Genomic DNA, 17,746 nt, shown 5'->3' on the forward strand with positions numbered 1-17,746 from the left:
CACTTCCCTAGTTATTCAATGCTTCCTCAAGTAATTCTGTGTTGACGATTTCTTTTACGTCAATTGCTTTATCAATGAGTTTTTCTTTTGCATACCAGTCAATTTGAGTTTGAATATCTTCTTCTAATAATTTTCCATCACGGTCCATATATGGAAGTCCCAATTTAATCAATTCAGCATCCTGATCCGTATATTTCGCAATAATCTCAATCACTTCATCGTAGTTTTCACCAGGAACAAGTTCCCCGCCTTCTTGTGTTAAGACAGCATCATAATAGTAGTTTGTTGCTTTAACATAGGCTTTTAAGAAGCGAACTGCTGTATCCTTATCTTCTGCAAATTTAGGTGAGAAGAAGATTCCAGACGTTTGATAATCCATTTCTTCGCCAACTTGGGTAATGACTTTGCCATATCCTTCTTTTTCGACGGTTGAGATATTCGGCTCATTTAAAATAACGGCATCTACCTGTTTGCTGTTTAAAGCTTCCATTAAGCCTTTAATGCTATTAAGTGGAACCAATTGGACATCTTCTAATGTTAGGCCGTGATTTTCTAATATTCGACCAGCCATGTAATGGAAGGTTGATCCTGTCTGTGTAATCCCGATGCGCTTTCCTTTTAAATCTTCAGGCTCTGTAGCCTCTGAATCATTTGGTACCAATAAAGCTGATGAGGAGAATCCTTCTTGCTCTCTTCCTTTATCGGCAACAATCCATAACTTTTGTCCACCAGCGACCATATTATATAAGCTTGCGGTAATCCCAGTTGCGCCAACATCAACACTTCCACCCGCAGTTGCAACCGTAATTGGTTGCGCAGCTTCAAACCATTTCGCATTCACTTCAAGGTTTTCTTCTTCAAAGAACCCTTTTTCCATCGCAATGAATAATGGAGCGGTACTCGTTAATTTAAGCATTCCTACATCAATCGACACTTTTTCTGCTGTTTCTTTTTCATTTGTTCCTTCTTTGTCTGTTGATTCATTGGCTTCATCCTGGTTTCCACAACCAGCTAATGCTAGCACAAGTGTAACGATTGCGACTAGCAGCCATGACAGTGATTTTTTCACTTTACAATTCCCCCTGTTAAATTTTTTTAATTTATTGACTATTATACCGTATGCACATTATTATTCTACACAATTTTTGAATATAGTGTAAAAAATTCAGTACGAGGAACATCGTTTTACAAAATTCGAGCCATCCTATTATTTTACTCAGAACAAAGAACCTGCAGAGAAACGATCTTTCTCTGCAGGTTCTTTTGCTATAATATTAAGCTTTTTGAAACTGGACTTTATGAAGGTTTGCAAAGATTCCGCCCTTTGCAAGTAATTCATCATGTCTTCCCTCTTCGGCAATCCCGTCTTCGGTTACTACCACGATTTTATCGGCGTTTCGAATCGTTGCCAATCGGTGAGCAATGATTAAGGTTGTTCTGTTTTTAGAAAGCTCTGTTAAAGCCTTTTGGATAATCAGTTCTGTTTCTGTATCTAGTGCAGAAGTTGCTTCGTCTAAAATTAAAATGGGTGGGTTTTTCAGAAACATTCTCGCAATCGCAAGCCTTTGTTTCTGGCCACCTGATAGTTTCAAACCTCTTTCACCAATTTGCGTTTCATACCCATCAGGGAGAGATTGGATAAACTCTTCTAAATGCGCGAGCTTAACGGCCTTGGCGATTTCCTCTTGAGTTGCATCAAGCGCACCATAGGCAATATTTTCTCTTAATGTTCCTGTAAACAAGAAAACATCTTGTTGAACAATTCCAATTTGCGAGCGAAGTGATTTTTTCGTCATATGGCGAATATCAATGCCGTCAATCGTAATGGCTCCATCCGTAACATCGTAGAATCGAGGAATCAATGAGCAAATCGTCGTTTTTCCGGCACCAGATGGTCCGACAAACGCAACTGTTTCTCCGTGTTGAATACTTAAATCAATGTTTTTTAAGACAGATTTATTTTTATCATAGCTAAAATGTACCTTTTGAAAGCGAATATCTCCTTTCAAGCCATTGATTTCAATCGCATCTTGTTCATCCACCACATCTGGATGCTGATCCATCAGCTCGGTAAATCGTTTAAACCCAGCCATTCCTTTCGGATACAGCTCAAGGATGGCACTGATTTTATCAATCGGCTTAAAAAGGACATTGACATATAAAACAAAACCAACCAATTCCCCATAGCTAAGCTGACCTCTAAAACTTAGCCATGCTCCATATACAAGTACAGCAAGCACAAACAAGCGCGTAAGCATAAACATACCTGAAGAAGTATAAGACATGACTTTGTACGCGCCTAATTTCGCTAAACGAAACTTTTGGTTATTTATTGCAAATCTCTTAATCTCAAATTCTTCGTTTGTAAAAGATTGAACAACACGCGCGCCTGAAATGCTATCTTCAACTCTTGCATTGACATCGGCGATTTCTGTGTACATCGATTTCCAGGCTGTATTCATTTTAAAATTCGAGTAGGCAATCAACCAAATTAAAAATGGCACAATGATCAAAGCGACCAAAGCGAGCTTGACGTTGATCGTAAACATAATACAAAACGCTCCAACAAAGGTCATGATGGCAATGAATAAATCCTCAGGACCATGGTGGGCAAGCTCTCCTAAATCGAATAAATCATTGGTAATGCGACTCATAATATGCCCTGTTTTCGTGTTATCAAAAAAGCGAAAGGACTGTCGTTGCACATGTTGAAACAGCTGATGCCTCATATCTGTTTCAATATTAATCCCGAGCATATGCCCCCAATAGTTGACGATATACTGGAGAAACGTACTGAATGCATATAGCACTAGCAGCCCAATACTAACTGTGACAATCGCATTCCAATTCTGTCCTGGTAAAAGCGTATCAATGAACCATTGGACAGCAAGTGGAAACGCCAATTCTAGTAAAGCAACAATAATGGCACAACTAAAATCAATGATGAACAACCGCCGATGCGGCTTATAATAACTAAAAAATCGTCTAATCATTTCTCAGTCCCCTTTTATGTATATAGTGATTATAGGGATTTGGGGTTGTTTTCGCAATAGTCTAATGATAAGAAATCTTCATTTGGTAATGAAAAACAGAAAAAAGGAGCAGCCTGCTTTAGCTGCTCTTATCAAAGAATTTTACATACTTGGTTGGCGGCGCTTTAATTGTTTTTTAAGTGCATCATCTCGTTCGCCACCAGCTAATAGTTCCTCGGAGAATTCATGATCCTTCGCACCCTGTCCTTTTTTTCCTACTAGCTTAGATGTTTGAATGGTTTCAGATTGTAGATTATTATTCGGTGCACCTTGTTCATTCCAATCACTCATACATTTCCCCCTTTCTGATTAACTAGGGTCTACTTCATCGTTTGAAAGAACGGTTACTTCCGTAAATTCACCGTTCACTAAATCTTGGTTGCTGGCCTCTTGGTTTAATTCTTCGGAATCATCCATCCCAGGGGCAACAGTTGGTTCATCATTTTGGTTTTTGCGAGGATCTTTTTTCATCTGATGTCACCCCCAAATTCCTCAGCAGGTGCAGCATCAACGGCTATTTGATAAGCATCAAGAATATTATCTTTTTCTGCTTCGTTTGATAAGCCAATTAAATGCTGGCCATGTTCATCTTCTTCTACTTGCATGAGAACGGTATCGTCTTCTGACCTTAATAACGCATATGTTTCTCCGCGCATATCAAATAAAGCTTCAACCTCATAAGAGATTTGATTGCCAGACTCATCTTCAACGGTAATTAAATCACGGATGCTGTAATTCTTTTCCATCTTTTCACCTCTATTTAATCATCAGGCATTAGACTTTTTTAGGCTGGAGCCTAATTCAAATGTCTTTTCCTTGTTAAAATTCCCTATTCATTGTGGAAAAATGCTCATTTTAAATGGTTATTACATGGAAGTTTGACCTCAAACTAATAAGTCATTAAATAAGGAGTTGGCACCTTGAAACACGAAAGCAAAAACATAAAAAACCGTTCCAATGCAAATGCTAGGAACGGTTCGTGACATATTCTTATTTATAAAACTCTTCAGGAATTGGACCGAATTTACGCTTATGATATAGAAGAGGTTCTTTTTGTTCACTTTGAATTTCAATGACTTCGCCAATTAAGATCGTATGGTCGCCGGCATCAATTATTTTGAAAGTTTTACATTGTAGGACCCCTGCCGCTCCACTAATCACCGGGAGATTTTGGTCAGATAGCTTCCAGTCACAATTGCTAAAACGATCGGTTCCTTTCGTTGCAAATAAACCGCAAATATCACTTTGATCGCCTGCTAATACATGGACAGCGAATTTATCGGTATTTTTAAAGACATCGTGTGAAGAGACCCGCTTATCAATTGACCAAAGAATTAGCAATGGATCAATGGATACAGAAGCAAATGAATTAACCGTAAGCCCGAGCGGAGTTCCATTCTCATCAACTGTTGTCACAACGGTGACACCTGTAGGGTAATTTCCCATTACTTCTTTAAAAAGGGTTTCATTAGTTTGATTCGACATATGCTTAACACACCTTCCAGTTGTCATTCTCTATATTTTCCTCATATAACAATATTAACAATTTTAAAACACTGTGTACATTATCTGAACTGAATAATGGCATAAAATTTTAAAAAATTCTCTCTATTTTATCGTAGTCAGTTTAGACAAGGACATTTAATTCGACGCACCATTGAGAAAATTCAATAATGGACATTTCCACTGTTAATAAATTCTTCCTTGCCTAATCCATTTCGTAGCAACCCATTTTTCACCTTTTGAAACAGGTACGCTGCTATGAACGGACATCCGGTCAACTTGATTTTCACTATTGCCGTAATGAAAGTAAACGGCTGAGCCTTTTTTGGGAACAATTGAGACCCCTGCTTTAGGAAAGACGGTCTCGCCTCCTGCGATTACTTCATTTAAATAAATCAGCATCGTCCCCACGCGTTGACCACCTTTAGTTGGGTCAACTTTGTTAGCTGGGAAAAAATCAAAATGTTGTTTATACTCTTCCCCGATATCATAGTTTAAAACCTGAAGACCTTCCCCGTTTTCAACCGGTGTGTTGGTTAATTCTGATATTCTATTTTCGATCTTTGTAATGAGTTGATTTTCTTTAAGAGTAAAATACATTCCTTTGCTGGTTCTCCCTGGTGTGACCTTTTCTTCACCAGTAGTAGGGTCAACGATACGTGATGGCTGTAGCCGATTTTTTGAGAGCTGGATCAATTCATCACATTCATCCTCACTAAGGACATGATCTAAATGAAGAATGAAGGGCTTGTCTACTCTTGAAAGGACTTTTACTTCTTGATCACTTGTATAAATGAGATTTCCTTTTTTTCCGATTTCGGGTATTTCATATGTATACTGATTTTGCGTCGTTTCGATTGTTTTTATCGATTCATTTCCGACAATTTTAAAAAGTGATTCATAAGCAAATTTGGGGTCAAAACCTTTTTTAATCATTGCATCGGCAATGGCCACAGGACTGACACCGTTATTTAAGGTATGAATAATCCAATCTCTAAGCTCACTAGAGATTTGTCTTATTTTTTCCATAAAATTCGTCTCCTTCAAGGCAGTTTTTTCTTGTGTCTCTTCTAACAACGCTGATTAATTCAGAACCGTCCTTTAACAGAACCCTTCATTTAAAAACTCTACATCCTTTAGTTAATTAAAAATCCTAACCAACAGGCATTTTACAAACCTATTGTAAACGCTTTATTCTTTTAGATTCTTAATCATAGATTAACCAATTTTTACTAGAATTACAATACATTAGATTAGTAGAGCACCTGAAAAAACAGGCCAACCTCTACTCGGTAATCCAGATAGAGGTGGGTTTGTTTCTATTCTTCATAGATCATTTTTCTAGTCATTCCGCCGTCGACAATGAGGTTAACACCGGTCACAAAATCATTTTCACTTGAGGTTAAATATAGACATGCGCGGGCGATATCATCTGGTTTCCCGACGCGTTTAGAGAAATGCTGCTCATGGTCAAGTTTGGTCAATGTTGAATAATCCCCTGTTTCAATCCATCCTGGTGAGATGGCATTGACTGTGATGTGATCTTCACTTAAGGATGCTGCAAGTGCGTGGGTGATGGCGACGATTCCTCCTTTCGTAGCGGCATAAGATTCAGAGTTCGCTTCTGACATAATCGCTCTTGTGGAAGCAAGATTGACAATCGCTCCACCTTGCCCGTTTTTTCTCATATATTTCCCAGCTTCACGAGAAGCTAAAAATACACTTCGTAAATTGGTATGAATCACATCATCCCATTCTTCTAGCGTTACCTCATAGGGAGATTTGAATAAGCCTTTCCCTGCATTATTAATGAGAATATGTATTTGACCATATGTATCAATAGTACTTTTCATTAAATTGATAATGTCAGCTTCCTTTCTGACATCTGTTTGTACAAATATAGCTTGTCCACCTTTTGCTGTGATCTCTGAAGCTGTCTCTTGCCCGGCTTCCTGGTCAACATCTGCTAACACTACTTTTGCGCCTTTCTCAGCGTACAGCCTGGCCACTCCTCGACCAATTCCTTTGGCTGCTCCAGTCACAATGACAATTTTATTATGAAAACTCAATAGTAAAACCTCCAAGAAAACATATCATCATTCTTCTTTATATTAATCGCTAGATCTTAAACACTCAAGGATGTCATACTTGCTCCTTTTTTAGAGACCAGATTACTACAGGAATGAGCAGAATGGAAAGAATTCCCCCAGCAATTGAGAGTGTCGCAAAACTAGAGTGTGCTACTACCATTCCCGAAAGCACTCCCCCAGATGCGCCCGACAAAGCGATTAAGACATCAACTGAACCTTGCGTTTTTGCACGAGTAGATATACTCGTTGATTCGACGATCATTGTTGTGCCACTAATTAACCCAAAGTTCCACCCTAGCCCAAGCAAGGCTAACGCAAGTATTAAGACGAACAAAGAATCTCCTGGTGCAAACGCGGCGATAAAACCAGCTACCAAAAGTGTGATTGCAAAAGAAATGGCCATGCGTGTTGTACCAACTTTATCGACAAGGATACCTGTTAATAAAGAAGGCAGGAACATCGCGCCGATATGGATACCAATCACAAGGCCAACCATGTTCAAGTCATGTCCAAAATGACCCATATGAACAGGTGTCATCGTCATAATCGCAATCATGACAAATTGACTTAAGACCATTACCACAGCGCCGGCGGTAACCCCTTTTTTGTTTAAAGGAAGTGAATTAGACGGCTTTACAGAAGATAAACTTTCCACTTTTTTTTGTTCAGACGCGAGGGCGTTGGCAATGACGAGTGGATCAGGACGAAGGAAAACTAAGATCACAATCCCCGCAAGGATATAAGCGGCTGCTGCAAGAATGAAGGTACCAGCCAATGACGGTACTCCGATCGCTGTCGCAACTCGCCCCATCACACCTACCATATTTGGGCCCGCAACAGCTCCGAAGGTTGTAAAAACCATGGCGATGCTAACAGCGGTTGCCCGTTGCTTGCCGTTGGCTAAATCTGTTCCTGCGTATCGGGCTAATAAATTCGTTGCCGTCCCAGCTCCGTATAAGACTAAGGATGCAAATAAAAGGAACACACTATGTAATACTGCCGCTAAAACAACTCCGACAGCACCAATTCCCCCCACCAAAAAGCCGGAAGCTAGTCCAGCACGGCGTCCTAACTTTTGTGAAAGACGCCCGACAAAATAGGCTGCTCCAGCGGAACCAAGGGTGAACAGCGCCGTTGGAACTCCTGCAAAGTTACTTGTTCCTAGCATGTCTTGAGCGAGCAACGCTCCAACCGTAATCCCCGCGGCTAGTCCTGCTCCACCGAAAATTTGTGAAATCACTACAATGAGTAGTGTCCTGCGGTATAATTGCTGTTGTTTTTCAGCTGAATTCATATACTCCTGCAACCAAACTGGTTGTTCTTTACTAGTTGCTGAATCACTAGAATGATGATTCATCACGCAGACCCCATTTCATATCCTTTACCTTTTTAGGCAAAGGAAAAATAAAGATAGGACCAAGAAAACGTGCTCCATTAAAACAACGGGAGCACGTTTCACTCTATGAACCTATTTAAAATGCAAAACCGATAAAACGGCTGGTCTGGATTTTAAACACTTTCAATAATAACCGAGATTCCTTGTCCGCCACCAATACATAATGTTGCTAATCCATATTTCCCTTGTCTTTCCTTCAATTCTAGTGCTAATGAGTGAAGAATTCTAGCTCCACTTGCGCCAACTGGGTGACCTAAGGCTATAGCTCCGCCATTTACATTGACTTTTTCCTGATTTAAATTTAGGGCTTTGATAACCGCTAATGATTGAGCGGCAAACGCTTCATTTAATTCCACTAAATCAATGTCGTCAATCGATAATCCTGCTTTTGACAGAGCAATTTGACTTGCTGGGACAGGTCCAATCCCCATAATCGTTGGGTCAACGCCCGCGATTCCCCATGAAGTGATTTTCGCCAATGGTTTTACATCAGGATGTTCGGTTAAATATTGCTCAGAAGCCAATACCACCGCTGCGGCACCGTCATTAATTCCACTTGCATTACCAGCTGTTACCAAACCGTCCTTTTTGAATGCTGGGCGCAAACTTGCTAGTTTTTCGAGGGTTGTACCTGGTTTAATATGTTCATCTTCTGTGACGAAAGTGGAACCTTTTCTGCTTGATACCTCAACCTGAACAATTTCTTTTTGGAACTTCCCTGATTCTCTGGCAGCGGTTGCCCGTTGCTGTGACAGTAGCGCGAATTGGTCTTGTTCTTCTCTACTAATCTCATATTGGTCTGCCAAGTTTTCCGCAGTAATCCCCATGCCACATCCTGTATATTGATCTTGCAGTGTTAACGTCAGCATATCATCAATTACTGGCGGTTTTAGCCCTGTTCCAAAACGGGTATCGCGTAAAGTGTGTGGAGCCTGACTCATATTCTCTGCGCCTCCAGCGAGTGCTGTTTCAGCATCACCTAGCATGATGGTTTGCGCAGCTGAGACAACAGCTTGTAAACCTGAGCCACAAAGTCGATTTAAGGTTAAAGCAGGTACTTCAAATGGGATGCCTGCTTTAAGAGCGATATGCCGAGACAGGTAAGAAGCAGCCTTTGTCGTATGTATCACATTTCCAAAAAACACATGGTCAATATCACTAGCTGGAACATTGCTTCGTTTTAAAGCTTCTTTGCTTGCAATAACCCCTAGGTCAATATCCGTGACCGATTTTAACGAACCTCCAAAACTACCAAATGGTGTACGAGCACCCTCAACCAAATAAACCGCTTTCATCCTATTCACTCCTCAATAAATAATCGTTTCCTTCTAATGTAGAAGAGACTGTCCTTCTTTCATTTTATAACTCTATGGCTTTTTTTACTACACTTAACAAAATATTTAGGAAATTTAATGATGAAAAGTATCCTCTAAGCATGACAGATACCCAAGACCTAGACTAGTTTCATGCATATAATTCAGTGAGTATAAAAAGGAGGAGGAATTTGGAAATGCAATATAGACAGGATATGCCTATGAATCCCTATGACACAAGAATTATCGGTCGACGCCCATGGGGATTTGGTCGTCCATTCGGATATGGTAGACCTTTTGGTTTTGGTCGCCCGTTTGGCTTTGGTTTCGGCGGACCATTTGTTGGGGGATTATTAGGAGGAGCACTTGCTGGTAGCTTATTAGGAGGATATGGTTATCCATCCCCATATCCATATGGTTATGGGTACGGTTATCCATTTTATTGGTAGGATGTTTCTGTAAGGAATGTTGCTATAATCCATTAGCCAATCTTAGCGTAAGTGTGGCCTATCGGGATTAAAAAATTGTCATACTTTTGTTTATCTCACTTAAAAAAGCACACAAACCATCTCTATTGAAGATGGCTTGTGTGCTTGTTATTCTCTGCTAATTTTTCTCCCTGCCCATTTGACCGATCATATATTCCCCTATCAGTTTAGAGTCCAGCCGTGCAGCGACAAACGGTGGTTCTACCTCTCGAGCACCTTCCAACGGAAGACCAAGCCAAAGAAGTTGTTCATCAATGAGGATAAAAGGAAATGGTACAGGCTCCTCCACATAAGTATCGACAGCTAGATCTGTCCAATCTTCGTTCGATAGCACTGTTAGCTGTACTCGTGATGCTCTCCTTTTAAGCTGAGTCTTCCATTCTGCAGAAAGTGAGGTCCCTGCAGGAAGGGAGAGAACCACTGAGGATTTGGCACCATTCAAATCGGTGAAGACACTCTCTAGTTTGCGGGCATGAATCCACTGAAGGTTCGCATGTTGGTTCTTTATCCAGGTTCCAATTTCCTTTGTTGTGACCCTTTGCTGATGGCTGATTTGGTGTTGGACAAGCTGGCGAAGTGTCTTGCTTCTATAGACATTTTTCGCAATAAACTCATTGTTGCTAACATGGATAAATTTCCCTCTTGTCCGCGTTATCGCAACATTAATAAGTCGTTCACTATCTTTGCCAATTAACAGCATGCCAGCGCGGGTTTGAGGCGGACCATCCACGGTATCGAATATCATCACATCTCGTTCGCTCCCCTGAAACTTATGAACGGTTGCCGCAATGATATCCGCCCCTTTCATCGATGTCTCAGATAATTCTTCAAGCAATAGCCCCATCAAATACGCTTGAGCTCGGTATGGAGTGACATACCCAATCGAAGTTGCTCCAGCTAAATACGATTCATGAATGAGTTGAAAAGACAATAACAGTTGCCAGAGATTATATCTAGAGTTGGAACCTGTCTCACTAATGCTGTGTAACCCTGTATAGCTGGTATCTAGCAGGATTGAAGCACGGTTTGGAAAAGGAGCTTGACCGACAATTAGGTTTCTATTTTTAAACACTGATTCATGATCCGTGACAAGCCCTTTATATACGTACTGATTCGTAAATGCAGAAATATCTGGATGCATCCTGCGTTGTTCATTTAATAAAAACAAGTGTGGATGCAGTTTGCCTTCGTTGACTGACTCGACCACGCCTGCTTTATGAAACACATCCTCTTTTAACCATTCCGTCACAAGTGAATCTCGACTAGAGGCGATTGGTGGTAATTGTTTGAAGTCTCCACAGATGATGACACGTTTCCCTAAAGTTGCCGCAAAGGCAGCCTGCGGGACATAAGCCATGCTTGCTTCATCAAGAATCACCAAATCAAACTCTTTCTCATAGATGGCGCTATCTGTTGCTGCTTTTGCCAAGGTTGTCCCGATTAAGGAAGCGTCATGAAGGAGTTCAAGTTCTTTTTGGCGCATTTTATCAAGAACCCTTGCGATTTTTGTTTCGATTTCAAGTAATTCATTTGAGTCACGTTTACTGAACGATCGATACAAATCTTGTTTTAAGTTCCTTCTCTCAAGGAACAATGTTTCTCTTTCGTTGGAAAGCAATGGATCTTTTTTCTCAATTAACTGGCTCGAAGTAATGTCAGGATGGCCCGTTAAAGCTTCCCCGGTATTGGCACCGTACCGGAGAATCTCTCCTTCCTGAAATTTCTTCTTCTTTTTAAGAAACGTTGAAATTTCTCCGATTAAGACATCTACAGCCTGATTGCTATGGGACAAGACAAGAACCTTTTTTTCTTGTAAATATTTATTTGCCGCTACTCGAGCTAATGTATAGGTCTTCCCTGTTCCAGGTGGACCCCAAACATAAGTAACAGGGTTATACTTTGACCTTAACAGCAGTTCATGGACAGAACTTTTTATCTTGTCTGTTGGGTGCTTGGCTTCCATTGAAGGGTCCATTAGTTTTAAAACTCGTGCTCGCTTTTGTTTGCTTTTTTTAATTTCATCAAAGCGTTCAATCAATTGTTCAAGCAATTCCCATGGATCATGCAAGAGATAAGCTTCAGAGATTAAATCACCGAAATTTCCTTCGAGTGAGAGAATGACGCCTTTCCCTTCTGAGGAAAGAATCCGCCCACTCTCCTTTAGTCCACCCCACTCTAGCTTGATTGAAGAACCCACGGGAACCCGGAGTGAACTGACTGTATCAAAATAATAGGTAGAATGTTCGTCCTTGGATAGCAGGCGACCATTATTTACGATATACCTGCTTCCTCCGTATTTCTTTAGATAGGAAATTTCATTTTGCAACGCTTGCTGCCATTGCTTTATATATGTTTTTGTATTCGTCATGATGGCTTCCTTCTTTAAATTAGACTGTTTTGTAAAATGTGTAACTAAGCCGAATTTTTAATGTGAAAACAGCTAGTTATTTCTTTGTGAACTTATTACTCATAATTTATGGAGCTTCAATATAAGCTCAGATGGTTAACCCCTTCTATATTTGAGTAAAAAATAAAAACAACACTTAATTGAATAAGTGCTGTTCCTATTATGACATATTTTCACGAAGACATCACTTGACCACCATTTACGTGTAGTGTTTGGCCAGTGACAAAACGGGAGTCATCTGAAGCGAGGTATACAAAAGTTGGTGCAATTTCAAATGGCTGACCTTGTCGTTCCATCGGGTTACCGGGTAGTGGTACTTGGTCTGCGGAAAAACTTGCTGGAATCAGTGGGGTCCAGAAGCGACCTGGTGCAACGGCATTGACACGAATCCCTTTATCGACCAAATTATTTGCAAGCGCACGGGTAAACCCTACATTCGCTGCCTTTGTTGCACTGTAATCAAGCAATTGGTCATGCCCGTAGAAAGCAACAACTGAAGCTGTATTGATAATGCTGCTGCCTGCTTTTAAGTATGGGAGAGCTGCTCTTGTGGTGTAGAAATGGGAATAAATGTTTACTTTAAAGGTGTCGTCGAACTGCTCATCGGTAATATCAAGAAGGCTAGATTGCTGAAACTGAATGCCAACATGATTGCATAACACATCGAGCTTGCCGAAGGTTCGCACCGTTGCTTTGACAATCTCAATGCATTGCTGTTTATTTCTTAGGTCACCTGGTAGCAGCAGACACCTTTGTCCTAGTTCTTCAATTCTATTTTTCGTTCGATTCGCATCCTCATGTTCATCTAAGTAGGAAATTGAAACATCCGCGCCTTCTTTCGCAAAGGCAATGGCCGCAGCAGCACCGATTCCACTGTCACCACCTGTAATCAGCGCTACTTTTCCTTTGAGCTTCCCACTTCCATGATAATTCGGATTTTCGATAATCGGCCGAGGAACCATCAGATTTTCTAGCCCTGGCTGACGAAGCTGTCTTTGTTCAGGAACCGTGATGGGGGTCTCTTTATATTCCGTGATTTTCCCGTAATTCGGGTACATCGGATATTCTTGATTGCTCAATTGTTGTTTTGGATGATGATGATGTTCTGACATAGTATCCTCCTACAGAAGCATTTTCTGAATACTTTATGTCATCTAGGCGTAGTTAGTGCCTGTTTAGGAGGTGGCTAGTCATCGAACATCCGTAGTTGGACGGGCGCTAACATAAGGTAACCTGAATACACTAACAAAGAACTATGAAGGAGGCTAACTCATGCAAAATCTTGTATACAATCCAGAGGTCAAGCTATTGTTGGTAAATCATTCAGATAAAAAAGTAAATGTGCTGTATGCCCAAAATAAACATCCTTACCAACTTCCTAAAATCGGACCTAGACCACCTTACTATGCACATCCGCGTTATGAACCTTATTACCCGATTATTTAAATAAAAATAGCCTTGTATCCGTAAAAGATACAAGGCTATTTCTATCGTTAAACCATTACCTTACAAATATCATTCGTAAACTCAACAGGATCTTGAATTGGCAAGCCTTCAATTAGCAATGCCTGGTTATATAATAGGTTGGTATAAAGGTTTAATTTTTCTTTATCCTTCTCAAGCGCTGATTTTAAAGATGCAAATACTTCATGGTTGATATTGATCTCAAGCACTTTATCTGCTTTAATGTTTTGATTATCTGGCATTGCTGCAAGGATTTTTTCCATTTCAATTGAAATGTCTCCTTCAGTTGTTAAACACACCGGGTGAGATTTTAGGCGTTTTGATGCGCGTACATCTTTAACTTTTCCACCTAAAACTTCCTTCATTGCTTCAAATAGTTCCTTGCTTTCTTGCTCAGTGCTTTCTTCTGTTTCCTTGTTCTCTTCCTCAATGCCTAAGTCACCACTAGACACCGATTTAAATTCTTTTTCCTTGTAGTTCATTAACATCTTGATTGCGAACTCATCAATTTCTTCTGTGAAGTATAAAATTTCATAGCCTTTGTCTGCTACTAACTCAGTTTGTGGTAGCTTTTCTATTCTTTCATTTGAGTCTCCAGAAGCATAATAGATGTATTTCTGGTCTTCTGGCATTCTTGAAACATATTCATCCAGCGTAACTAGTTTCTTTTCCTTTGAAGAATAGAACATTAATAAATCTTGTAAAGCTTCCTTATTTGCTCCGAATTCATTATAGACTCCGAATTTTAACTGTCGACCGAAAGAATTGTAGAATTCTACATACTTTTCACGTTCGTTTTTCAACAAGCTTTGCAATTCACTTTTGATCTTTTTGCTAATGTTTTTCGCGATGAGTTTCAACTGTCGGTCATGCTGAAGGATTTCCCTCGAGATATTTAACGATAAATCCTCTGAATCCACCATTCCTTTAACAAAGCTGAAATGGTCTGGAAGCAAATCTGCACATTTATTCATGATCAAGACGCCATTTGAATACAGCTCCAAGCCTTTTTCAAACTCTTTTGAGTAGTAATCAAATGGCATTTTCTCAGGGATAAATAAAATGGCATTATAGCGAATGCTTCCATCCACAGAGACGTGAATATGCTTTAACGGCTTATCAAAGCCATAATGTTTTTCAGCATAAAAGTTTGCATAATCTTCATCGGTTAGCTCATTTTTATTTTTTCTCCAGATTGGAACCATGCTATTGATGGTTTGTTCTTCTGTGTACTCATCATACTCTCCTTCACTCCCCTCTTTCGGGCTGCGCTGGGTTACGTCCATCTTAATTGGGTAGCGAATAAAGTCAGAGTACTTTTTAATAATTTGTTTTAAGCGATATTCTTCAAGGTATTCATCGTAGTTATCATCTTCAGTATTTTCTTTGATGGTTAGAATGATTTCTGTTCCAACAGTGTCTTTCTCAACCTCTTCGATTGTGTAGCCATCTGCCCCCTCAGACTGCCATTTATAGGCTTGGTTACTTTCGAGAGCCTTACTGATTACCGTTACAACATCTGCGACCATAAACGCCGCATAAAAACCGACACCAAATTGCCCAATGATATCATGACCATCTTTGGCTTCATTTTCTTTTTTGAAGGCTAATGAACCACTCTTAGCGATTACCCCAAGATTGTTTTCGAGCTCTTCTTTTGTCATTCCAATCCCTGTATCAGAGATTTTTAATGTGCGGCTATCCTTATCAGCGCTCACTTTTATGTAATAGCTATCTTTGTCAAACGTTAAAGAGTCATCTGTTAATGCTTTATAATAGATTTTATCAATCGCATCACTAGCATTTGAAATTAACTCTCGTAAAAACACTTCCTTTTGAGAATAGATCGAGTTAATCATCATTTCTAATAGTCGTTTCGATTCTGCTTGAAACTGCTTCTTTTCCATTGCAACCTCTCCTTTTTGAGTAATAGAAGTTTTCTTTGTATGTGGCCACCTAAGACCTTGATAGCTATTCATAGTTTAGCACTCTATTATCACGAGTGCTAATCCATACCAATATTTTAATATCATATTTTCTTTATTTATGTCAATATAAACACGTAAAAAAACAGCAACAGTAGCATGTTTCTACTGTTGCTGTTAGGTCCATTATATTTTTAATACGCCACCTTGGCTTGCGTTGGTCACCATTTTTGAATAACGAGCTAAGTAGCCTTTCTTCACAGATGGCTCGAAGCCTTTCCAGTTGGCTTTTCTTTGTTCAAACTCTTCGTCAGAGATTTCAAGATTGATTGTTCGATTATTTAAATCCAACTCAATGATGTCACCGTCTTCAACAAAGGCGATTGGACCACCTTCAGCTGCTTCTGGTGAAATATGACCAATACTAATTCCACGAGATGCACCTGAGAAACGACCATCGGTAATCAAGCCGACTTTCGCTCCAAGTCCCATTCCAACAATTTGTGAAGTAGGTGCAAGCATTTCTGGCATTCCTGGTCCACCTTTAGGACCTTCATACCGAATAACAACGACGTGTCCTTCTTTTACCTTCTTGTTGATAATGCCGTTTAAGGCTTCCTCTTGGGAATCAAAGCAAATCGCTGGACCTCTATGATAACCGCCAACAGCTGGGTCAACCGCGCCTACTTTAATAATACTTCCTTCAGGGGCTAGGTTTCCGAATAGTACGGCAAGTCCACCGCGCTCAGAATGTGGGTTGTCTAATGGACGAATGACATCTTTATTTAAAATATCAGCACCAGCTACATTCTCTCTAAGTGTTTTGCCTGATACAGTAATTAAATCTCCATTTATAGCACCTGGTTTCTTAAGCAATTCGTTGATGATTGCACTTACGCCCCCTGCATTATGTACATCTTCAATATGATAATCAGACGCTGGAGCGATTTTAGCAAGATGTGGTACACGGTTGGCAATTTCATTGATGCGCTCAATTGGGTAATCGATTTCTGCTTCATGTGCTAATGCAAGGGTATGAAGCACAGTATTTGTAGAACCACCCATTGCCATATCTAAAGCAAACGCATTGTCAATCGTGTCGATTGTCACGATATCACGCGGCTTAATGTCTTCTTTAATGATGTTCATCAATTGTTTTGCAGATTTTTTAACAAATTCCTTACGATCTTCAGACACAGCTAAAATCGTTCCATTTCCAGGAAGCGCTAGTCCTAAGCCTTCTGCTAAACAGTTCATAGAGTTTGCTGTGAACATTCCTGAGCAAGAACCACAAGTCGGACAAGCTAGCTGTTCAAGGTCCATTAGACCTTGTTCATCGATTTTTCCAGCTTGGTAGGCTCCTACCCCTTCAAATACAGATGATAATGAAAGTGGGTTGCCATCTTTATCAACACCGGCTTTCATTGGTCCACCGCTAACGAAAATGGTAGGGATGTTCACGCGTAAAGCAGCCATCATCATTCCTGGAGTGATCTTATCGCAGTTTGGAATACAAACCATGCCATCAAACCAGTGAGCCGAAACGACCGTTTCAATTGAATCGGCAATAATTTCACGGCTTGGCAAGGAATAACGCATTCCGATATGGCCCATCGCAATTCCGTCGTCAACGCCAATGGTATTAAATTCAAATGGAACGCCGCCCGCTTCACGAATGGCATCCTTTACAATCTTCCCAAACTCTTGCAAATGAACATGTCCAGGGACAATATCAATATATGAATTACATACAGCAATGAATGGTTTCCCAAAATCCTCTTCTTTTACGCCGGCAGCACGCAATAAACTACGATGCGGAGCTCGGTCGTAACCCTTTTTAATCATGTCACTTCTCATTTTCCCCTCGGACATAGGATATAAGACCTCCAATTATCTTTATATTCAATAATATTATTTTATTATTATATGAAATAATACCATTTATTTTTAAAAAATCAAATGTTCTAACAAATAAAACAATAGAAACTTTTCTTTTTTTGAGTTTCTGAAGGAAGTTCCCATAGAAACAATAGATTCAGAATTTTCCCATTATCTCTTTCCTTTCCTATCAAAAACTCGTAATATACAGTTAACACTATATAGACCTACAAAAGGTTATTGAAGGAAA

16 protein-coding genes are annotated in these 17,746 nt (G+C 40.0%); 2 read left to right on the top strand and 14 right to left on the bottom strand.

The window, feature by feature from the left end; translation table 11 throughout:
* Positions 1-7: 7 nt before the first annotated feature.
* The 10 genes from H0185_RS04995 to H0185_RS05040 all read right to left on the bottom strand — a co-directional run bounded on the left by H0185_RS04995 (position 8) and on the right by H0185_RS05040 (position 9,316).
* A complete protein-coding gene (locus H0185_RS04995; RefSeq protein ID WP_221871760.1) occupies positions 8-1,069 on the bottom strand; it encodes an ABC transporter substrate-binding protein in 1,062 nt (353 codons plus the stop codon).
* A 205-nt stretch (positions 1,070-1,274) separates the two neighbouring features.
* The gene (locus tag H0185_RS05000; protein ID WP_221871762.1) at positions 1,275-2,993 is read right to left on the bottom strand and encodes an ABC transporter ATP-binding protein; all 1,719 of its coding nucleotides are present in this window, start codon (positions 2,991-2,993) and stop codon (positions 1,275-1,277) included.
* Between the two features lie 141 nt (positions 2,994-3,134).
* Positions 3,135-3,323 (bottom strand): hypothetical protein, encoded by a 189-nt coding sequence (locus tag H0185_RS05005; protein ID WP_221871764.1) that lies wholly within the window; start codon positions 3,321-3,323, stop codon positions 3,135-3,137.
* Between the two features lie 18 nt (positions 3,324-3,341).
* The gene (locus H0185_RS05010; RefSeq protein WP_221871766.1) at positions 3,342-3,503 is read right to left on the bottom strand and encodes a hypothetical protein; all 162 of its coding nucleotides are present in this window, start codon (positions 3,501-3,503) and stop codon (positions 3,342-3,344) included.
* The gene (locus tag H0185_RS05015; RefSeq protein WP_221871769.1) at positions 3,500-3,778 is read right to left on the bottom strand and encodes a DUF1292 domain-containing protein; all 279 of its coding nucleotides are present in this window, start codon (positions 3,776-3,778) and stop codon (positions 3,500-3,502) included. The genes H0185_RS05010 and H0185_RS05015 overlap by 4 nt, the downstream gene beginning before the upstream one ends.
* 244 nt (positions 3,779-4,022) lie before the next feature.
* On the bottom strand, positions 4,023-4,517 hold the full coding sequence (locus H0185_RS05020; RefSeq protein WP_246629007.1) for a flavin reductase family protein: 495 nt from the start codon (positions 4,515-4,517) through the stop codon (positions 4,023-4,025).
* 204 nt (positions 4,518-4,721) lie between these two features.
* Entirely contained in the window at positions 4,722-5,564 is an 843-nt protein-coding gene (locus H0185_RS05025) for a 2OG-Fe(II) oxygenase (RefSeq protein WP_221871771.1), read from the bottom strand.
* 290 nt (positions 5,565-5,854) lie between these two features.
* Positions 5,855-6,604 carry a glucose 1-dehydrogenase gene (locus H0185_RS05030; RefSeq protein WP_221871773.1) on the bottom strand — a complete coding sequence of 250 codons (750 nt, stop codon included), beginning with the start codon at positions 6,602-6,604 and terminating at the stop codon, positions 5,855-5,857.
* Between the two features lie 73 nt (positions 6,605-6,677).
* The gene (locus H0185_RS05035) at positions 6,678-7,919 is read right to left on the bottom strand and encodes an MFS transporter (RefSeq protein ID WP_425515811.1); all 1,242 of its coding nucleotides are present in this window, start codon (positions 7,917-7,919) and stop codon (positions 6,678-6,680) included.
* A 215-nt stretch (positions 7,920-8,134) separates the two neighbouring features.
* Positions 8,135-9,316 carry a thiolase family protein gene (locus H0185_RS05040; RefSeq protein WP_221871776.1) on the bottom strand — a complete coding sequence of 394 codons (1,182 nt, stop codon included), beginning with the start codon at positions 9,314-9,316 and terminating at the stop codon, positions 8,135-8,137.
* A 215-nt stretch (positions 9,317-9,531) separates the two neighbouring features.
* Here H0185_RS05040 and H0185_RS05045 point away from each other — a divergent pair, with 215 nt between their 5' ends.
* Positions 9,532-9,783 (top strand): hypothetical protein, encoded by a 252-nt coding sequence (locus tag H0185_RS05045; protein WP_246629008.1) that lies wholly within the window; start codon positions 9,532-9,534, stop codon positions 9,781-9,783.
* Positions 9,784-9,940: 157 nt separating this feature from the next.
* On the opposite strand, the gene H0185_RS05050 is transcribed toward H0185_RS05045, so the two are convergent.
* Both H0185_RS05050 and H0185_RS05055 read right to left on the bottom strand, forming a co-directional pair.
* The gene (locus H0185_RS05050) at positions 9,941-12,190 is read right to left on the bottom strand and encodes an AAA domain-containing protein (protein ID WP_221871778.1); all 2,250 of its coding nucleotides are present in this window, start codon (positions 12,188-12,190) and stop codon (positions 9,941-9,943) included.
* 212 nt (positions 12,191-12,402) lie between these two features.
* Positions 12,403-13,341: an SDR family oxidoreductase gene (locus tag H0185_RS05055; protein ID WP_221871780.1), complete on the bottom strand. Its 939-nt coding sequence runs from the start codon at positions 13,339-13,341 to the stop codon at positions 12,403-12,405.
* A gap of 160 nt (positions 13,342-13,501) precedes the next feature.
* Between H0185_RS05055 and H0185_RS05060 the strand changes: the two genes are divergently transcribed.
* Positions 13,502-13,675 (top strand): hypothetical protein, encoded by a 174-nt coding sequence (locus H0185_RS05060; RefSeq protein WP_221871782.1) that lies wholly within the window; start codon positions 13,502-13,504, stop codon positions 13,673-13,675.
* Between the two features lie 47 nt (positions 13,676-13,722).
* Here H0185_RS05060 and htpG read toward each other — a convergent pair whose 3' ends face one another.
* Together htpG and ilvD are read right to left on the bottom strand one after the other, a co-directional pair.
* Positions 13,723-15,600, bottom strand: coding sequence for a molecular chaperone HtpG (gene htpG, locus H0185_RS05065; RefSeq protein ID WP_221871783.1), 1,878 nt, complete (start codon positions 15,598-15,600; stop codon positions 13,723-13,725).
* Positions 15,601-15,804: 204 nt separating this feature from the next.
* Positions 15,805-17,490 (bottom strand): dihydroxy-acid dehydratase, encoded by a 1,686-nt coding sequence (gene ilvD / locus H0185_RS05070; protein ID WP_246629009.1) that lies wholly within the window; start codon positions 17,488-17,490, stop codon positions 15,805-15,807.
* Positions 17,491-17,746: the final 256 nt, after the last annotated feature.

Origin of the sequence: Mesobacillus maritimus (assembly GCF_019749255.1) — a bacterium.
GTDB lineage: Bacteria > Bacillota > Bacilli > Bacillales > Cytobacillaceae > Mesobacillus_B > Mesobacillus_B maritimus_A.

Bases quoted from the DNA above. Each gene is read 5' to 3' on its own strand.
- htpG (WP_221871783.1), bottom strand. From the start codon at position 15,600: ATGGAAAAGAAGCAGTTTCAAGCAGAATCGAAACGACTATTAGAAATG.
- H0185_RS05000 (WP_221871762.1), bottom strand. From the start codon at position 2,993: ATGATTAGACGATTTTTTAGTTATTATAAGCCGCATCGGCGGTTGTTC.
- ilvD (WP_246629009.1), bottom strand. From the start codon at position 17,490: ATGTCCGAGGGGAAAATGAGAAGTGACATGATTAAAAAGGGTTACGAC.
- H0185_RS05035 (WP_425515811.1), bottom strand. From the start codon at position 7,919: ATGAATTCAGCTGAAAAACAACAGCAATTATACCGCAGGACACTACTC.
- H0185_RS05040 (WP_221871776.1), bottom strand. From the start codon at position 9,316: ATGAAAGCGGTTTATTTGGTTGAGGGTGCTCGTACACCATTTGGTAGT.
- H0185_RS05055 (WP_221871780.1), bottom strand. From the start codon at position 13,341: ATGTCAGAACATCATCATCATCCAAAACAACAATTGAGCAATCAAGAA.
- H0185_RS05005 (WP_221871764.1), bottom strand. From the start codon at position 3,323: ATGAGTGATTGGAATGAACAAGGTGCACCGAATAATAATCTACAATCT.
- H0185_RS05060 (WP_221871782.1), top strand. From the start codon at position 13,502: ATGCAAAATCTTGTATACAATCCAGAGGTCAAGCTATTGTTGGTAAAT.
- H0185_RS05015 (WP_221871769.1), bottom strand. From the start codon at position 3,778: ATGGAAAAGAATTACAGCATCCGTGATTTAATTACCGTTGAAGATGAG.
- H0185_RS05010 (WP_221871766.1), bottom strand. From the start codon at position 3,503: ATGAAAAAAGATCCTCGCAAAAACCAAAATGATGAACCAACTGTTGCC.
- H0185_RS05045 (WP_246629008.1), top strand. From the start codon at position 9,532: ATGCAATATAGACAGGATATGCCTATGAATCCCTATGACACAAGAATT.
- H0185_RS05025 (WP_221871771.1), bottom strand. From the start codon at position 5,564: ATGGAAAAAATAAGACAAATCTCTAGTGAGCTTAGAGATTGGATTATT.
- H0185_RS05020 (WP_246629007.1), bottom strand. From the start codon at position 4,517: ATGTCGAATCAAACTAATGAAACCCTTTTTAAAGAAGTAATGGGAAAT.
- H0185_RS05050 (WP_221871778.1), bottom strand. From the start codon at position 12,190: ATGACGAATACAAAAACATATATAAAGCAATGGCAGCAAGCGTTGCAA.